The organism is Lentzea albidocapillata (assembly GCF_000719115.1).
Taxonomy (GTDB): Bacteria; Actinomycetota; Actinomycetes; order Mycobacteriales; family Pseudonocardiaceae; genus Lentzea; species Lentzea albidocapillata.
The window spans coordinates 86,770-100,698 of record NZ_JOEA01000025.1 but is presented as its reverse complement, the minus strand read 5'-3'; the positions used below and the strand labels follow the sequence as shown (position 1 = coordinate 100,698).

The 13,929-nt window shown below is 68.3% G+C and carries 11 protein-coding genes; 5 read left to right on the top strand and 6 right to left on the bottom strand.

Features of this window, described 5'->3' with window-relative positions; all coding sequences use genetic code 11:
- Positions 1-137 precede the first annotated feature (137 nt).
- Together IG04_RS44530 and IG04_RS47370 are read left to right on the top strand one after the other, a co-directional pair.
- Positions 138-1,430 (top strand): choice-of-anchor M domain-containing protein, encoded by a 1,293-nt coding sequence (locus IG04_RS44530; protein WP_051771344.1) that lies wholly within the window; start codon positions 138-140, stop codon positions 1,428-1,430.
- Positions 1,427-3,019 carry a choice-of-anchor M domain-containing protein gene (locus IG04_RS47370; RefSeq protein ID WP_051771343.1) on the top strand — a complete coding sequence of 531 codons (1,593 nt, stop codon included), beginning with the start codon at positions 1,427-1,429 and terminating at the stop codon, positions 3,017-3,019. The genes IG04_RS44530 and IG04_RS47370 overlap by 4 nt, the downstream gene beginning before the upstream one ends.
- Here the strand turns inward: IG04_RS47370 and IG04_RS0135480 are convergent.
- The 4 genes from IG04_RS0135480 to IG04_RS0135465 all read right to left on the bottom strand — a co-directional run bounded on the left by IG04_RS0135480 (position 2,918) and on the right by IG04_RS0135465 (position 7,386).
- A complete protein-coding gene (locus IG04_RS0135480; RefSeq protein WP_063758353.1) occupies positions 2,918-4,585 on the bottom strand; it encodes a carboxylesterase/lipase family protein in 1,668 nt (555 codons plus the stop codon). The genes IG04_RS47370 and IG04_RS0135480 overlap by 102 nt on opposite strands.
- A 70-nt stretch (positions 4,586-4,655) precedes the next feature.
- On the bottom strand, positions 4,656-5,552 hold the full coding sequence (locus IG04_RS0135475) for an MBL fold metallo-hydrolase (RefSeq protein ID WP_030481118.1): 897 nt from the start codon (positions 5,550-5,552) through the stop codon (positions 4,656-4,658).
- Between the two features lie 35 nt (positions 5,553-5,587).
- Positions 5,588-6,550 (bottom strand): SMP-30/gluconolactonase/LRE family protein, encoded by a 963-nt coding sequence (locus tag IG04_RS0135470; RefSeq protein ID WP_030481117.1) that lies wholly within the window; start codon positions 6,548-6,550, stop codon positions 5,588-5,590.
- 353 nt (positions 6,551-6,903) lie between these two features.
- Entirely contained in the window at positions 6,904-7,386 is a 483-nt protein-coding gene (locus IG04_RS0135465) for a MarR family winged helix-turn-helix transcriptional regulator (RefSeq protein WP_036016562.1), read from the bottom strand.
- Between the two features lie 205 nt (positions 7,387-7,591).
- Between IG04_RS0135465 and IG04_RS0135460 the strand changes: the two genes are divergently transcribed.
- Positions 7,592-8,665, top strand: a complete 1,074-nt coding sequence (locus IG04_RS0135460; protein ID WP_245816449.1) for a cytochrome P450 — start codon at positions 7,592-7,594, stop codon at positions 8,663-8,665.
- A gap of 120 nt (positions 8,666-8,785) precedes the next feature.
- Complete coding sequence (locus tag IG04_RS0135455) at positions 8,786-9,643, top strand: SAM-dependent methyltransferase (RefSeq protein WP_030481114.1); 858 nt, start codon at positions 8,786-8,788, stop codon at positions 9,641-9,643.
- A gap of 122 nt (positions 9,644-9,765) precedes the next feature.
- On the opposite strand, the gene IG04_RS0135445 is transcribed toward IG04_RS0135455, so the two are convergent.
- Positions 9,766-11,007, bottom strand: a complete 1,242-nt coding sequence (locus IG04_RS0135445) for a glycosyltransferase (RefSeq protein ID WP_030481113.1) — start codon at positions 11,005-11,007, stop codon at positions 9,766-9,768.
- Positions 11,008-11,288: 281 nt separating this feature from the next.
- On the opposite strand from IG04_RS0135445, the gene IG04_RS0135440 reads away from it, so the two are divergent.
- The gene (locus IG04_RS0135440; protein ID WP_030481112.1) at positions 11,289-12,497 is read left to right on the top strand and encodes a cation:proton antiporter; all 1,209 of its coding nucleotides are present in this window, start codon (positions 11,289-11,291) and stop codon (positions 12,495-12,497) included.
- Between the two features lie 16 nt (positions 12,498-12,513).
- On the opposite strand, the gene nhaA is transcribed toward IG04_RS0135440, so the two are convergent.
- Positions 12,514-13,818 (bottom strand): Na+/H+ antiporter NhaA, encoded by a 1,305-nt coding sequence (gene nhaA, locus IG04_RS0135435; RefSeq protein WP_030481111.1) that lies wholly within the window; start codon positions 13,816-13,818, stop codon positions 12,514-12,516.
- Positions 13,819-13,929: the final 111 nt, after the last annotated feature.

Below are 13,929 nucleotides of genomic sequence, written 5' to 3'. Positions count from 1 at the left end.
CGGCACACGGCACAGTCTTGTCAATGAAAATCGTTGTCAACAGGGCTGAATGGTCTATTGGAAACGATTGTCGTTTGTATTACGGTCGGATCGCGCCGCCGATCCGGCGGCGCTGGTGCCTGGAGGTTCGAAAACACATGCGCGTGCGTGCATCCACACGCGTCACGGCGGGGCTGTTCGCCGTTGTCGCCGCACTGCTGCTGAGTGCGCCCGCCGTGCTCGCCGAACCTGTTGACCCCGTTGCGGATGCAGTCCTGGACGTGGCGGGAGACCGTCTCGAGATCGAGGTCGCACAACAGCGGGTCGAGGCGGCCGATCCGGCCAGGCCCGTCGAGCTGACCTGGGACACCAGTTCCATCAAGCCCGGCACCGTCTTCGGCGACAGGGTCACCCTGCGAGCGTCCGTTGTGGACAGCGGGGAACCGGCCGCGGAGCCCGTCGCGGTTCCCGTCGCGTCCACCGGAACGCTCGAGGTCGATCTGCCGGGACCGGGCGGTCACGAGCTCCGCCTCGAAGCCACCGCGCATGCTCTCGACGGTCGGCCGCTGGCCGTCGAGAGCGTCTACGCTCTGTCGGTCGCCGAGGTGGCTCGCCCCGAAGTGGCGCCTCAGGTCCTCCCGCCGGCTCCTCGGCCCGAGGTGATCGCGCCGAGCCCGCAGGTTCGTGTCGCCGCCCAACAACCTCCGACGGCCACCGGTCGCGTCGTCATCGACAGGGGACACGTTGACGCCGTCGCGCCCCGGCTACTCCCGGATGGACTGCACATCCAGGTCAAGGACGGCACAGTCGCCGGCACCACGACGTGGCGCGAGCCGGCCGACGTGGAACTGAAGGCCACTTCCGCTTCTCGGACCGCGTTGCCCGCGAGCCCGGAACTCGCGTTCCTCGGCGCGGCGGGCAAGCAGGTCTTCCTGCTGCCGCAGACCCAGCGGGCCGACGTCCTCTGGGCGGGCTGGTCCACCGAGGAACTGCGCCCGGCCGACGTGTCCGGACCGGTGACGTGGTCGCTGACCGCCGTCGAGGGCCCCGGTGCGTTCGGCCTGTTCACCACCGGCTCGTTCGGGGAGCCGACGGTCCTCTTCAACAGCACCGACGGTCTCCCGGACGTGCAGTCCGTGCCACTGGGCACGCACGCCCACGCCAACTGGGTGTTCGCCGAACCTGGCCGTTACCGCCTCACGTTCACCGCCACCGCACCCGGCGCCGGCGGACCGCTGACCGACACCGAGACCTACACCTTCACGATCGGCGACGGCACTTCGCCACCGGCGCAGCAGCCCGGCACCGCCAACCGCAATCCCACCACCGCTCTCGCGTCGACCGGCCCCGCCGGCCTGCCCGCCGTCACCGGCCTGGGCCTGGCTCTGCTCGCCTCGGGTGTGGCCGTGCTCGTCATCACCCGCCGCCGCGTCCAGGAGAAGACCTCGTGAGCACCTTGAACCGCGGCTGGGCCGCGCTCGCCACCGTGACGGTGGCCGCGCTCACCTCGCTGTCCCTCGCCACGGCCTTCGCCCAGGACACCACGACCGTCGTCGACCAGGGCCACGTCGACCTGCTCGCACCGGTCGTGACCGAGGGTGCCCTGGACGTGCGTTACAAGGACGGCAACACGACACCGCCGACGTGGCACGATCCCGAGCAGGTCGTCACGCATGTGCAGCCGGAGTCCCGCATCCAGGTGCCCGACCTGCCCGAGTACGCGTTCCTCGGCCCTGCCGGCAGCGATCTCTGGCTCATCCCCGAGGTGCAGGATCCCAACGTCGTCTGGGCGGGCTGGAACACCGAGTCCCTGACCGCGGCGCAGGTGGATCCGAACTCCGTGCGCTGGACGCTCGACTCCGTCTCCGGTGATCAGCGGGGCGCCCCGGCACCGGGCAAGCTGACGGTGTTCCAGTCCGGTCCGTTCGGCGAGCCGCTGCCACGCATCTTCGACACCGCTCAACCCCTGCCCCAACACCACCCACTGGCGCTCGGCACGCACGCCCACGCGAACTGGACGTTCTCTGCGCAGGGCGTCTACCGGCTCGCGTTCACCGTCGAAGCCATGACGCCCGCGGGCGCGCCACTGCGCGACACCACGACCTACACGATCGCCGTTGGCGACATCGATCCCAACACTGTCCGACCAGGCGTACCGACCACCACCACAACGACTACGACAACTACGACCACGACCACCACAACTACGACCACAACCGCCGCCGCCACGACGACCGCCTCGACGACAACCACCGTGCCCCCGGCATCGTGCGTCGTGCTGAACGATGGCCATGTCGACCTCATCGCCCCACGTCTCCGCGAGGGCGCGCTGCGCACCGAGATCAAGGACGGCACCACTGGCCCGGACGCGGCGGTGTGGCGCGATCCTTCCGACGTGGTGCTGCACCTCGTTCCCGCAGCCCGCAACACCGTGCCGAACGACCCGGCCTACGGCTTCCTCGGCTCACCCGGCGCACCTGTGTGGCTCATCCCGCAGACCCAGATCCCCGGAATCGTCTGGGCGGGCTGGAACACCGAGTCCTTGAACCCGCAGGACATCTCCGGCGACGTCAGCGTTCGTATGTCCGCTGTGGACGGTCCCGGTCGCATGGCCGTGTTCCTCACCGGCCTCACCCCGACCGTCCTGGCCGACTCGGCCGACGGCCTCCCGGACGTGATCACCGTTCCGCTGGGCACTCACGCCCACGCCAACTGGGCCTTCAGCGCCGAGGGGATCTACCGCGTCACCGTGGACGTCACGGCGACGCTCGCCGATGGCAGCACCGCCACTGACAGCGACGTCTTCACCATCGCCGTGGGCGACGTGGATCCGACGGCCGGCCGCTCGTGCGCAGCTCCCACCACGACGACCACCAAGGCGCCCAGTACGCCGCCGACCACCACCACCGCAGTCGTGCCCCTCCGCGGCGGTCTGGCCTCAACCGGCGTCGGCGGCCTTGGCACAGCGATTCTCCTGGCTTCCCTGCTCACCATCGGCGGAGTCGCCGTCCTGCTGCTCAGCCGCCGGCGCCGCCACTGAGTGCCGATGCGGTAGCGGTGGCGGTTGCTCCCGTGACCCAGGTAGGAGCCGCCGCATCGCTCCGTCTGGCGACGGGTGGCGGGCCGATGTGCTCGAGGTCAGTCCGGATGCCGAGCTGACGGTCTCGGTCGTTCCGATCGGATGGACGTATCCGTCGACCGGATCGTGGCTGCGCCAGCCGGGATTGCCCGTCTCCGCGAACCTGACCCACGTCTGGTGCATCCAGGACGCGAGTGCGGCGGGTGCCTCAGCCTTGCCCAGTAGTGCGTCCGGTCCGTGCAACGTGGTCAGGGAGAGCCTGTCGAACACGAACGGGAGTTCCATGACGTGACTCGCGCCCAGCTGACCGTTGATCGCGTCGGAGCGCCAGCTGAACTCGTAGTGGTAGGTGCGGCCTGGGGTGGCGGTGGCATGTGCGGTGGCCAGGGCGCGGGTACCGGAGCGGAACAGCCCGTCGCCGAGGACGATGACACGGAGTTCTGCGGCGCTGGCCGAAGGGTGTTGTTGCCGGTAGGCGCGCACCACGGCATCAGGTTCGGGATGGAAGCGTGCTGCCGCGGCGTGGACGTCGGCGTCGGTGGTGGCCTCGAGCAGGCCGAGTGGCGCCAGGTAGAGGCTGCCCTCGTCGAGGTTCGACCCGATCAGCAGGTCGACGTCCGCACCGTGCCCGGCGGCCACCGCGGCGGCGGGTTGGTGCGGGGCGACGAGGCCGAAGCGGGTGATGCCGCCGAGTGGGTCGTGGTGGGAGGAGGTCCGCAGATCCAGGTCGTTGAGGTGAGGCAGGAGCGCGACGAGGCGTTCGTCGGGAACGTCGGCCAGGCTCGCCGCCGTGGGATCGAATCCCAGCTCGTGTCCGACCGCCGCGGTGACGATGCTCGCCTGCTCGGGGGTGAAGGCCGCGGTACCGCTTCCACTTTGGACGATCGCGCGCTGGAACAGGCCCGACGAAAGCGGATCGGCGAGGATGCCGCCGACGATGATGGCTCCGGCGGACTGGCCGAACAGGGTGACGTTGCCCGTGTCACCGCCGAAGTTGTGGATGTTGTCCTGCACCCAGCCCAGTGCGGCCCGCACGTCGAGCAGGCCGCGGTTGTCCGGAGCGTCGGGCAGGTGCAGGAAGCCGGGAGCGCCCAGGCGATAGTTGACGGAGACCAGGACGACGCCGTCGCGTGCGAAGGCCGACCCGTCGTAGAGCGGTGCGTGGCTGGAGCCCGCGATGAAGCCGCCGCCGTGCACGAAGACCATGACGGGATGTGGCCCGTCCTGTTTCGGGGCCCAGACGTTGACGGTCAGGTAGTCGTCGCCACGCAGCCAGCCGGGGCCGAAGAAGGGGGACATGTCGAGGACTCCGAAGCGGTCCCGGACGGGCTGCGGCGCGGTGGCTCCTCGCTGTGTCGCAGCCCGGACCTCGGTCCACCCGGGATGAGGACGCGGTTCGGTGAACCGGGCGCCGGCGACCGGAGCAGCGGCGTAGGGCACCGAGAGGTAGACGGTGCCGTGCTCGTGTGCGCGGCCGCGGATCGGGCCGGAGGTGGTGGTGACGATGGTGGCATCGGTTGATGGCATGGGACTTCCTCGACGATTGCGGAAGTCGAAGGCCGTCACCACAGCTGGGTGACGGCCTTCGACCGTGCTGTCAGTACCGGGTGAACGGGGCCCAGTTCTTGATCTCGAACGCGTCGCCCCGGCTCGCCACCTCCAGTGCTCCGTGGCCGCTGAAGTGCGCGGGTAGTACGAGAGCGTTGGTGTCCGCGGCCCAGCCGAGCAGCCTGCGCCGGGTGGAGCGAGCGCGGACCGGGTCTTCGCAGAAGCAGCTGTTGTGGTCGGGGTGCATGATCTGCAGCGGGGTGTGCAGGAGATCACCGGCGAAGAGGGCTCGGTCGCCTTCGGAGTCCAGCAGGACGACACTCGAACCGGGGGTGTGGCCGGAGGCCTCTTCCAGCCGCAGGTTCGCGTCGATCGTGTGGCCACCTTCCCACAGCTGGACCTGGCCGGCTTCGTGGACGGGAGCGACGCTGTCGGTGAAGACGTTCTCGTTGACGCCGCCCGCGATGCCGGAGTTGTTGGCGGGGTTCCAGAACTCGAAGTCCGCCTTGGGCATCAGGTAGGTGGCGTTGGGGAACGTGGGCACCCAGGCGTCGTCGACCAGCCTGGTGTTCCAGCCGACGTGGTCGACGTGCAGGTGGGTGTTGATCACGAGGTCGACATCCTCGGGCGACACACCGGCCGAGGCGAGGTTGCCGAGGTAGTTCGACTGCAGGTGGTCCCACGCGTCGACCGCGGGCCGTGACTTGTCGTTGCCGACACCGGTGTCGACCAGAACGACCTTGCCTTCGCTGCGCAGCAGCCAGGTCTGCATGGCGACGTGGACCATGTCGTCCTGCTCACCGAGGTGATCGGGTACCAGAACCGCGCGGTTGTCCTGCCAGGCCAACGAGGGCAGGTCGGGGAAGAACTGGCCGGCCGGCATGATCGGGCCGTGCATCTCTTCGACCCTGGTGACCGTGACATCACCGAGTTTGAGCTCGTTCATCGTGTTACCTCACTGGTTTCCGGTGATGTGGACAGTCAGCGCGCCAGGTGGGCCCGCAGCAGGTTGGGGTCCTTCGCGGTGAGGTAGGCGGCGCTGGGCACGTAGACGGTGCGGCCGCGCAGTGCGATCGTGGTCGGGCCCTGGAGTCCGTCGGCAGCGGTCAGCACCACGTGGTGTGTGCCGTCGGGCTTGACGAGCGCGACCTGGTTGGTGGTGTTCAAGGCGGCGATGATCTCGTTGCCCTTGCCGGTGAAGGCGAAGTCGTCGATTCCGGTCAGGCCGGTGGCGGTGACCTGTGCGGAACCCGCTTTTCCATTGGCGTGCAGCGGAATACGCACGATGGTGCCCCGGTCGAGGTTGGTCACCCACGCGGCTCCGTCGCGGAGCTTGATCCCGTTCGCGCCGAGGAAGCCGGCCGGTGCGAGCTCCTTGTCAGCCGACCAGACCGTCGCGGCACCATCCTTAGTGGACATCCGCCAGACGGCACCGCTGGAGTCCGCGACGTAGAGACTACGAGTCCTCTGGTCGAGTGCGAGGCCGTTCGGCAGGCTGGTGGCGGGCAACGCCGCGATGCGCTGTGGCGTGCCGCCGGGACGCAGCCGCCACACGCCGGTGAGGTCGGCGGTTCCGGTGGCGTACAGGAAGTACAGGGTGCCGTCGGAAGCGCGGTCGATGCCTACCGTCAGGGGGAAACCCAGACCGGGGGTGTTGACTCCGCCGTCCGCGGGCGCGGGCAGCGTGGCCAGGATCCGGATTGCGCCGCCGGGCGAGATCTCGGCGATCTGCCGGGCCTTGGCGAAGGCCACGTAGGCCGTGCCGTTCGGGGAGAACACGATGCTTTCGGGCGTCTGCCCCTTGTCCAGGTCGAAGTGCTGGACGACGCGCGCCGCGCACAGCGGGAAGGAGGCGGCCGACGCCGGAGCGGTGCCGAGCGCGAACAGGGAACTCGCGGCCAGGACAGCGGCTACCAGCGACTGCTTGGCAAGTTTCGCGGACATGCTTTCCTCACTGTTTTCAGGCATGCGGCAGCGCCGCGCCTTTCAGGGGGTGATCACCGCCAGGGCGTGCTTCGCCCAGGTGGAGGACTGCAGCGGCCGTCAGCGGCCGTGAGGTGGCGGTGACGCCGCGCTGACCCGGTTCACGAGGACATCCGGACGAAGCTGCGAGCGCCGCGCCTTGAGGAAGTCACCGAGCCGTGTAGTTCCGCTCATGGATCCGAGTATGTGCTGGCTTCGAGCGCGTTGCCTGTCCCAGCCAGGGATACGCAGCGATGGGAACGGTACACGCCGCTGTGCGGTGGCCGCGAAGATCGATCGTCGTTTCGACGCAGGGCCGCCACATGACGCGCTCGCTAATCGTCCTGGGTCAGGTTGCCGATGATCAGGGCCAGCGTTTCGAAGAACTGGTCGATCCTGCTCTGGTCCAAGCCGCGCAGAGCGGCGGCGTTACCCGCCTGGACGGCGGCGATGACCTCCGCGCGCAGTCGATGAGCTTGTGGGGTGAGCGAAATGAGTGACCGGCGCCGGTCGTGCTGATCGGGTTGGCGGGTGATCAGGCCGTCCCGTTCCATTCGGTCGAGGGTCTTGGCCATGGTGGGCTGCTCCACCTGAAGGCGCGCGCGAAGTTCCGCTTGGGTGAGCCCATCGAGGTGGTAGAGCTCGAACAGCACGGCGAAAGGGGCGGCGGCGATGCCGAAGGGCTCCAGTCGCGTCCGCAGTTCGCGGCCCAGCAATCGGGTTGTCCGGTTGAGCTGGTAGCCGAGCGAGGACTCCGACCGGGACCGGGGCACGCCGGTGTCTCGCCGCGGGTCCGGGTCGATCGAGTTTCCCTCCACGACAGAAGAATAGCATGCTATACATCACTGTATGACGTGGTCGACGGATCACGCCGATCGCATGGTCTGGCGGCAGGAGCGGAATATGACAGATCCGGCAAGCATGTTCGTTCATCTCGTTCGTGACGGGTTGGACCCCCTACCCGAAATCCAGCAACTACGCGACGACCCGCAGACGCAAGGTGTGCGGCAGGTACCCACCCCCATGGGCGGATCCGCGTGGATCGTGACCCGGTACGAGCATGTCCGGACCGTCCTCGCCGATCCGGCGACGTACTCCAGTGCCAAAACCGGCCAGGCGTCCACGTCTTCGCTCGACCAGGACGACGCGGCCAGGGACCCGCTGCTCACCGCCGATCCTCCTGACCACACCAGGGTGCGGCGGATGCTCACCCGCGAGTTCACCGTGCGGCGAATCCGCGCGCTCCAGCCGCGCATCACCGAGATCATCGAGAACTGCCTGGACGACATGGCCGCCGCAGGGCCGCCGGCCGACCTGGTGACGGCCTTCGCCCTGCCGGTGCCAAGCCTGGTCATCTGCGAGCTTCTCGGGGTGCCCTACGCTGATCGCGACCAGTTCCAGCGACGAGCCGCCGGACAGGTGCTGGGGTTGACCGGCGAGCATGAGATCCAGCGGATCACAGCCGAGTCGCGGGCCTACATGAGTGAACTCGCCGAGCGAGCCATGGCTGGCCCAGGCGACGACATCCTCGGTGCGCTCGTGCGCAACCACGGGTCGGAACTCAGCCGCACCGAACTGGCCAACCTGGCCGAACTGCTGCTGTTCGCCGGGCACGAGACCACCGCCAGCATGCTCGGCGTCGGCGCCCTCGCGCTACTGCGGCATCCGGAGCAGTTGCAGCGGATCCGGAACCACCCGGACGCCGTCGAGCCCGCCGTCGAGGAACTGCTTCGGTTCGGCTCGGTCCTGCAGATGACCATCCCCCGCACCGCCACGTGTGACACGGTCCTGGCAGGACACGAGATCAGCAAAGGGGATCTGGTCATGGTCTCCCTGTCCGCCGCCAACCGGGATCCCGAACTGCTTCACGACGGTGATGTCTTCGACGTCACCCGCACACCGAAGCCGCACCTGGCGTTCGGCTTCGGCATTCACCACTGCATCGGAGCCGGCCTCGCCCGTGCCGAACTGACGATCGCTTTTCCCGCCCTGCTTCGCCGATTCCCCGACCTGGCTCTCGACATACCGGTCGAGACCGTCCGCTACCGACCTCCCGGTGTGTTCTACGGCGTTGAATCACTTCCCGTGTCCTGGTGAGGAACCAGAGCAACGGCACGGCCGGGGCACAGGGGCTGTCAAAATGGCGGTACAGTTCCCACAGGTGTGCCGGGAAGCCTGGTCGGCGTCGTTCAACGACGTCTAGGCGCAGGAGCTTCCATGGACACGGCAGTCGCAGGCACGGCAATCGGCCCGATGGTCATCGCCGCAGCGGACCAGTACGACGCTCACCCGGTCGTCCGAGACGACTTGGCAGCACGCATTCTTCCCCCTTCCGGGCGTCTGGTCGCGGCCGCGGCTCGCTGGTGTCCGGTGCGGAGCGCACTCATCGCGGCCACGGAGAAGAAGATCCCTGGCCTGTGGGCCGGCATGTTGTGCCGCAAGCGGTACATGGACGACCGTCTCGCTGCCACCGATGCCGGGGCGGTGGTCGTCCTTGGCGCCGGGTTCGACACACGCGGCTGCCGGCTCCGCCACAAGCGAGTGTTCGAGGTCGACCTGCCCGCCAACATCGAGAGCAAGCACGACCGGTTGCGTGCGATCTTCGGTGAGGTGCCGCCGAACCTCAGCCTCGTTCCGATCGACTTCGAAAGTCAGCACCTCGACGAGCTGCTCGCCGAGCACGGCTACCACGCCGAAGTGCGGACACTCTTCATCTGGGAAGCGGTCACCCAGTACCTCACCGAAGAGGCGGTACGCGCGACGTTTGGCTTTCTCGCTCAAGCGCCTGCGGGCAGCGAGCTGGTGTTCACGTTCGTGCGCAAGGACTTCCTCGACGGCACTGCGCTGTTCGGCGGCGAGGCCGCCTACCGCGAGTTCGTCGTGAAGCGCCATGTGTGGAAGTTCGGGCTCCTTCCCGAGGAGGTTGCCGGGTTCCTCGCGCCCTACGGGTGGGCCGAGGTCGAACAGCTGGGCCCGTCCGAGTTCACCGAGCGCTACGTCGCACCGTCAGGGCGTTCGCTGTCTGTGTCGGAGATCGAGCGCACCGTGCGGTGCGTCAAGGTCGCTGACCAGTGACGCCGGTGATCGACGCCCGTGGCCTGGCCAAGCGGTACGGCGATGTCGCGGCGGTGGACGACGTTTCCTTGCGTGTCAACGCAGGCGAGATCAACACCGCGCGGAACGTCTTGGCGACGCGGTCAGCCACGTCCATTGTGGATCCTCTCCAGCTCGCGCACTGCTGCGCCGACGCCGTTCTCGGCCCGTATCTGCTCGCCGACCTCTCCTGCACGCTGTCGCAGTGCCAGAGCCTGGGTGATCGCTTGAGTCAGCGTGTCGACGGCGAGCTTCCTGTACGGCACGGGTTCTGGTGCGACACCGACTGCATGCATCCGCTGAGCCCAGTGCGGCTGGTCCGCGACGAACGGGCACACGACCTGCGGCACACCCGCGGCGAGTGCTGCCGCTGTCGTCCCTCCGCCACCGTGGTGCACCACCGCGCTCACCCGGCCGAAAAGCCAGTCGTGGGGCACCTGATCGATCACCAGAAGATCGTCCGACGAGCGCGCGGCGAGCCCACCCCACCCTGTCGCGACGATCGCGCGCACTCCGGCTGCCCGCGCCGCCTCGGCGACGATGTCACCGGTGCGCTGCGCGTCACGTCCCGCCATGCTGCCGAACCCGATGTAGACCGGTGCCGGGCCAGTGTCCAGAAAGGCCTGCAAGGCCGGGTTCGGCGCCCAGTTCGCTTCCCGCGGCAGGTACCAGAAGCCGGTGGTGCGCACCGAATCCGGCCACGCGGGATCGACGGGCGTGACGAGGGCACTGAACGCTTGCAGAACGTTGGCCTGACGTGGGCCCTGGCCGCGTGGCAGGCCGAGGTCGTTGGTACGCCACGTGTTGACGATGCCGGAGTAGGCGCGCAGGGTCGCCGACACCGTCAGGTAGGTCGCCCGGTTGAAAAACCGGGGCAGCCGGGGCAGCGGCACCATGGGGCACGGGAACTCCGACGTCGGCACCCAGCCGGGTTGCAGCGCGGCGAGCACCGCGGGCACGCCGAGCATCTCCGCCGCGTGCTGTGCGGGCACGCTGGGCGTGTGCACCACGAGATCCGCGCCGCTGGGCCGTGCGACCGCACCGACATCGCGCAGCACGTCGGCCATCAACGGCTTGATGCGCCTGATGGCCGACAGGGCGGTGATCTTGCCGCGGACGCCGCGATACCCGCCCTCGATCGCCTCGGCCATCAGCGGATCTTCGAACAATCTGTTGGGGCCGTTGTCGAGGGGCGCGAACTCGACGTCCTGCGTCAGTGCGCTGGAAGCGAACGATTCCGGTGCGGCCAGCAGCGCCTCGTGACCCGCCTTCTTGAGCGCCACCGCCAACGCCAGCAACGGTTGCACGTCTCCGCGTGTGCCGTGGGTGACCAGCAGGACCTTCACGACCTCATCCTCTTCTCGATGTCGGTGAGCGCCGTCAGCCAGCGGTCGTCGGCGAACAGGCCTCGGCCGGATCACCGCCCAGCAGGCGACCCCGCGATGTCCGATCAAATGCTGAACGCGTGTTCAAAACACTAAACGTCTGTTCAGCTCATGTCGAGACCTGCCGGTTTGCTTCGAGCGGATCTTTACGGCATGTTTGCGCGCGGTGCGCCGGGAAGTCTGGTCGGCAACGCCCATCGCGAAACCGCGGTGGGCTTGATTGACGTGGACGGGGTTCGTCGATGGCGCTGGTGCTCGCATTCGGTCTGGTCCTGCTGATCAGCGTCTCGCTGTCCGGTCTCGCCGCTCGCACGATCCTGTCGACCGCGTTGATGTTCCTGGTCGCCGGAGCGTTGATCGGGCAGGGCGGTCTCGGGCTCGTCGACATTCCGTCCAACAGCGCGTTCGTCACCGTACTGGCTGATCTCGCGCTGTTCACGGTCCTGTTCACCGATGGCCAGCGCGCGGGACTGCCCGACCTGAAGCAGGGGTGGCGGCTCTCGGGCAGGGCGCTGGGCCTGGCCATGCCGCTGACCATGGTCGGCATCGCCGTGCCGACGCACTTCCTCACCGGCCTGGACTGGACGACCTCGTTCCTGATCGGCGCGATCCTCTCGCCGACCGACCCGGTGTTCGCCTCCGCCATCGTCGGCCGCACCGACGTGCCGATGCGGTTGCGCCGCCTGCTCAACGTCGAGTCCGGGCTGAACGACGGTCTCGCGCTGCCGTTCGTGCTGATCTTCCTGGCCACCGCGGCGAACAGGGACACCGACTTCCTCACCATCGGCATCGAACTGGCCGCCGGGCTCGCGCTGGGCGTTGTCATTCCCGCGGTCGTGGTGCTGGCGTGGCGGTTGCGGATCTTCACCGCCGAACCTCGGCTGCAGGCGCTCGGCCCGTTGGCGATCGCGGTGATGCTGTACGCGACCTGCCACCTCACCCACGCCAACCCCTACCTCGCCGCGTTCGCCGCGGGATCGACGATCGCGACGCTGGATCGCGTTGCGGCAGAACACTTCGAGCACTTCGGTGACCTGCTGTCCGAGATCACCAAGTTCGCGGCACTGCTCGTCTTCGGCGCGCTGATCACGCCCGAGCGCATCTCGCACCTGAGCGTGGGGGACTGGGCGGTCGCGGTCATCGCGATCCTGCTCGTGCGGCCGGCGGCGATGATGCTGTCGTTGCTGCGCACGCCGCTGCCCGCACGCGAGCGGTCCGTCGCCGCGTGGTTCGGCCCCAAGGGTTTCGCGTCCGTGGTCTACGGGCTCCTCGTGCTGCAGGCGGGGATACCCGCCGGCGAGCACGTGTTCGACCTGGTCGCGATCACCATCGCGTTGTCGATCGTCCTGCACTCGTCGACGGACGTGCCCGTGGCGAAGGCGTTGAGCGTCGAGCCCCCGGACGGCCTGCCCACCGGGCAACCTGAGCGGCCTGCTCGGGAGCAGCAGTGATGGAGTCGCTGAACGATCAGCCTGACCGGTCCCCGCGCCCCTGATCGACCTGGTGCACGTCCGGGATGCCGTCGTTGTCCGCGTCGCGGTTCTCTTCCTCGAAGATGCGCCGATACACCCTGTTGCGCACACGCAGGACCACCGTCGCGATCAACGCCGACAGCACGGAACCCAGCAGCACGGCCACCTTCGCGTTGCTGTAGTCCGCGCTGCCCTCACCGAACGACAGCTCGCTGACCAGCAGCGAGACGGTGAACCCGATACCGGCGAGGATCGACAGGCCGACCACGTCGATCCATGCGAGGTCGTCGTCCAGATCAGCCTTGGTGAACCGCGCGACCAGCCAGGTGGCCGCGGTGATGCCGATCGTTTTGCCCACCAGCAGACCGAGCACGATGCCAAGTGTGACGCTGTCGGTGAGCGAGGTGATGAAACCGCTCAGGCCTCCGATCGAGACACCGGCGGCGAAGAAGGCGAAGACCGGCACAGCGACACCGGCGGACAGAGGTTGCCACCGGTGCTGGAACATTTCGGCCAGGCCGGGGCCTTCGCCGGACCGGCGGATCACCGGCACCGCGAATCCGAGCAACACGCCTGCCACGGTCGCGTGCACACCTGAGGCGTGCATGAGTGCCCACGTCGCCACCGCCAAGGGGATCAGCAGCCACCATGACCGGATACGTCGCTGGACGAGCACCGTGAACAAGGCCAGCGGGACGAACATCAGCAGCAACGGCAGCAGTGACAGGTCATCGGTGTAGAAGAGGGCGATGATGACGATCGCGATCAGGTCGTCCACGACCGCGAGGGTCAGCAGGAACGTCCGCAGCGCCGACGGGAGGCACCGGCCGATCACCGCGAGCACCGCCAGTGCGAACGCGATGTCGGTGGCGGTGGGGATGGCCCAGCCGGACAGCGCGGGCCCACCTCCGAGGTTGACCGCGGTGTAGATCAACGCCGGCACGAGGACGCCGCCGAACGCCGCCGCGATCGGAACGGCGGCACGACGAGGATCGCGCAGGTCGCCCGCGACGAACTCGCGTTTGAGCTCCAGGCCCGCGACGAAGAAGAAGATCACCAGCAGGCCGTCGGACGCCCATTCGGCGAGACTGAGCCGCAGGTGCAGTGACTCGGGGCCGATCTCGACGGAGCGCAGGGTCTCGTAGATCGACGCCCATGGCGAGTTCGCCCAGACCAGGCCGACCACCGCCGCGATCAGCATGATGACGCCGCCGACGGTCTCGAGGCGGAGCAGGTCGGCGATGCGCTTGGCCTCGGGCCAGGACGCGCGGCTGAACAGCCGGGTATTCACGGGTTCCAAAGCTCACTCCGGGTGTCGTCGGCCGCATCGCCGACCAGACTTCCCGGCACACCATGCCGCTCATCACGGCAACAGCCCGACCGTACCCCACGATCACGTCCTGAGCCGTGT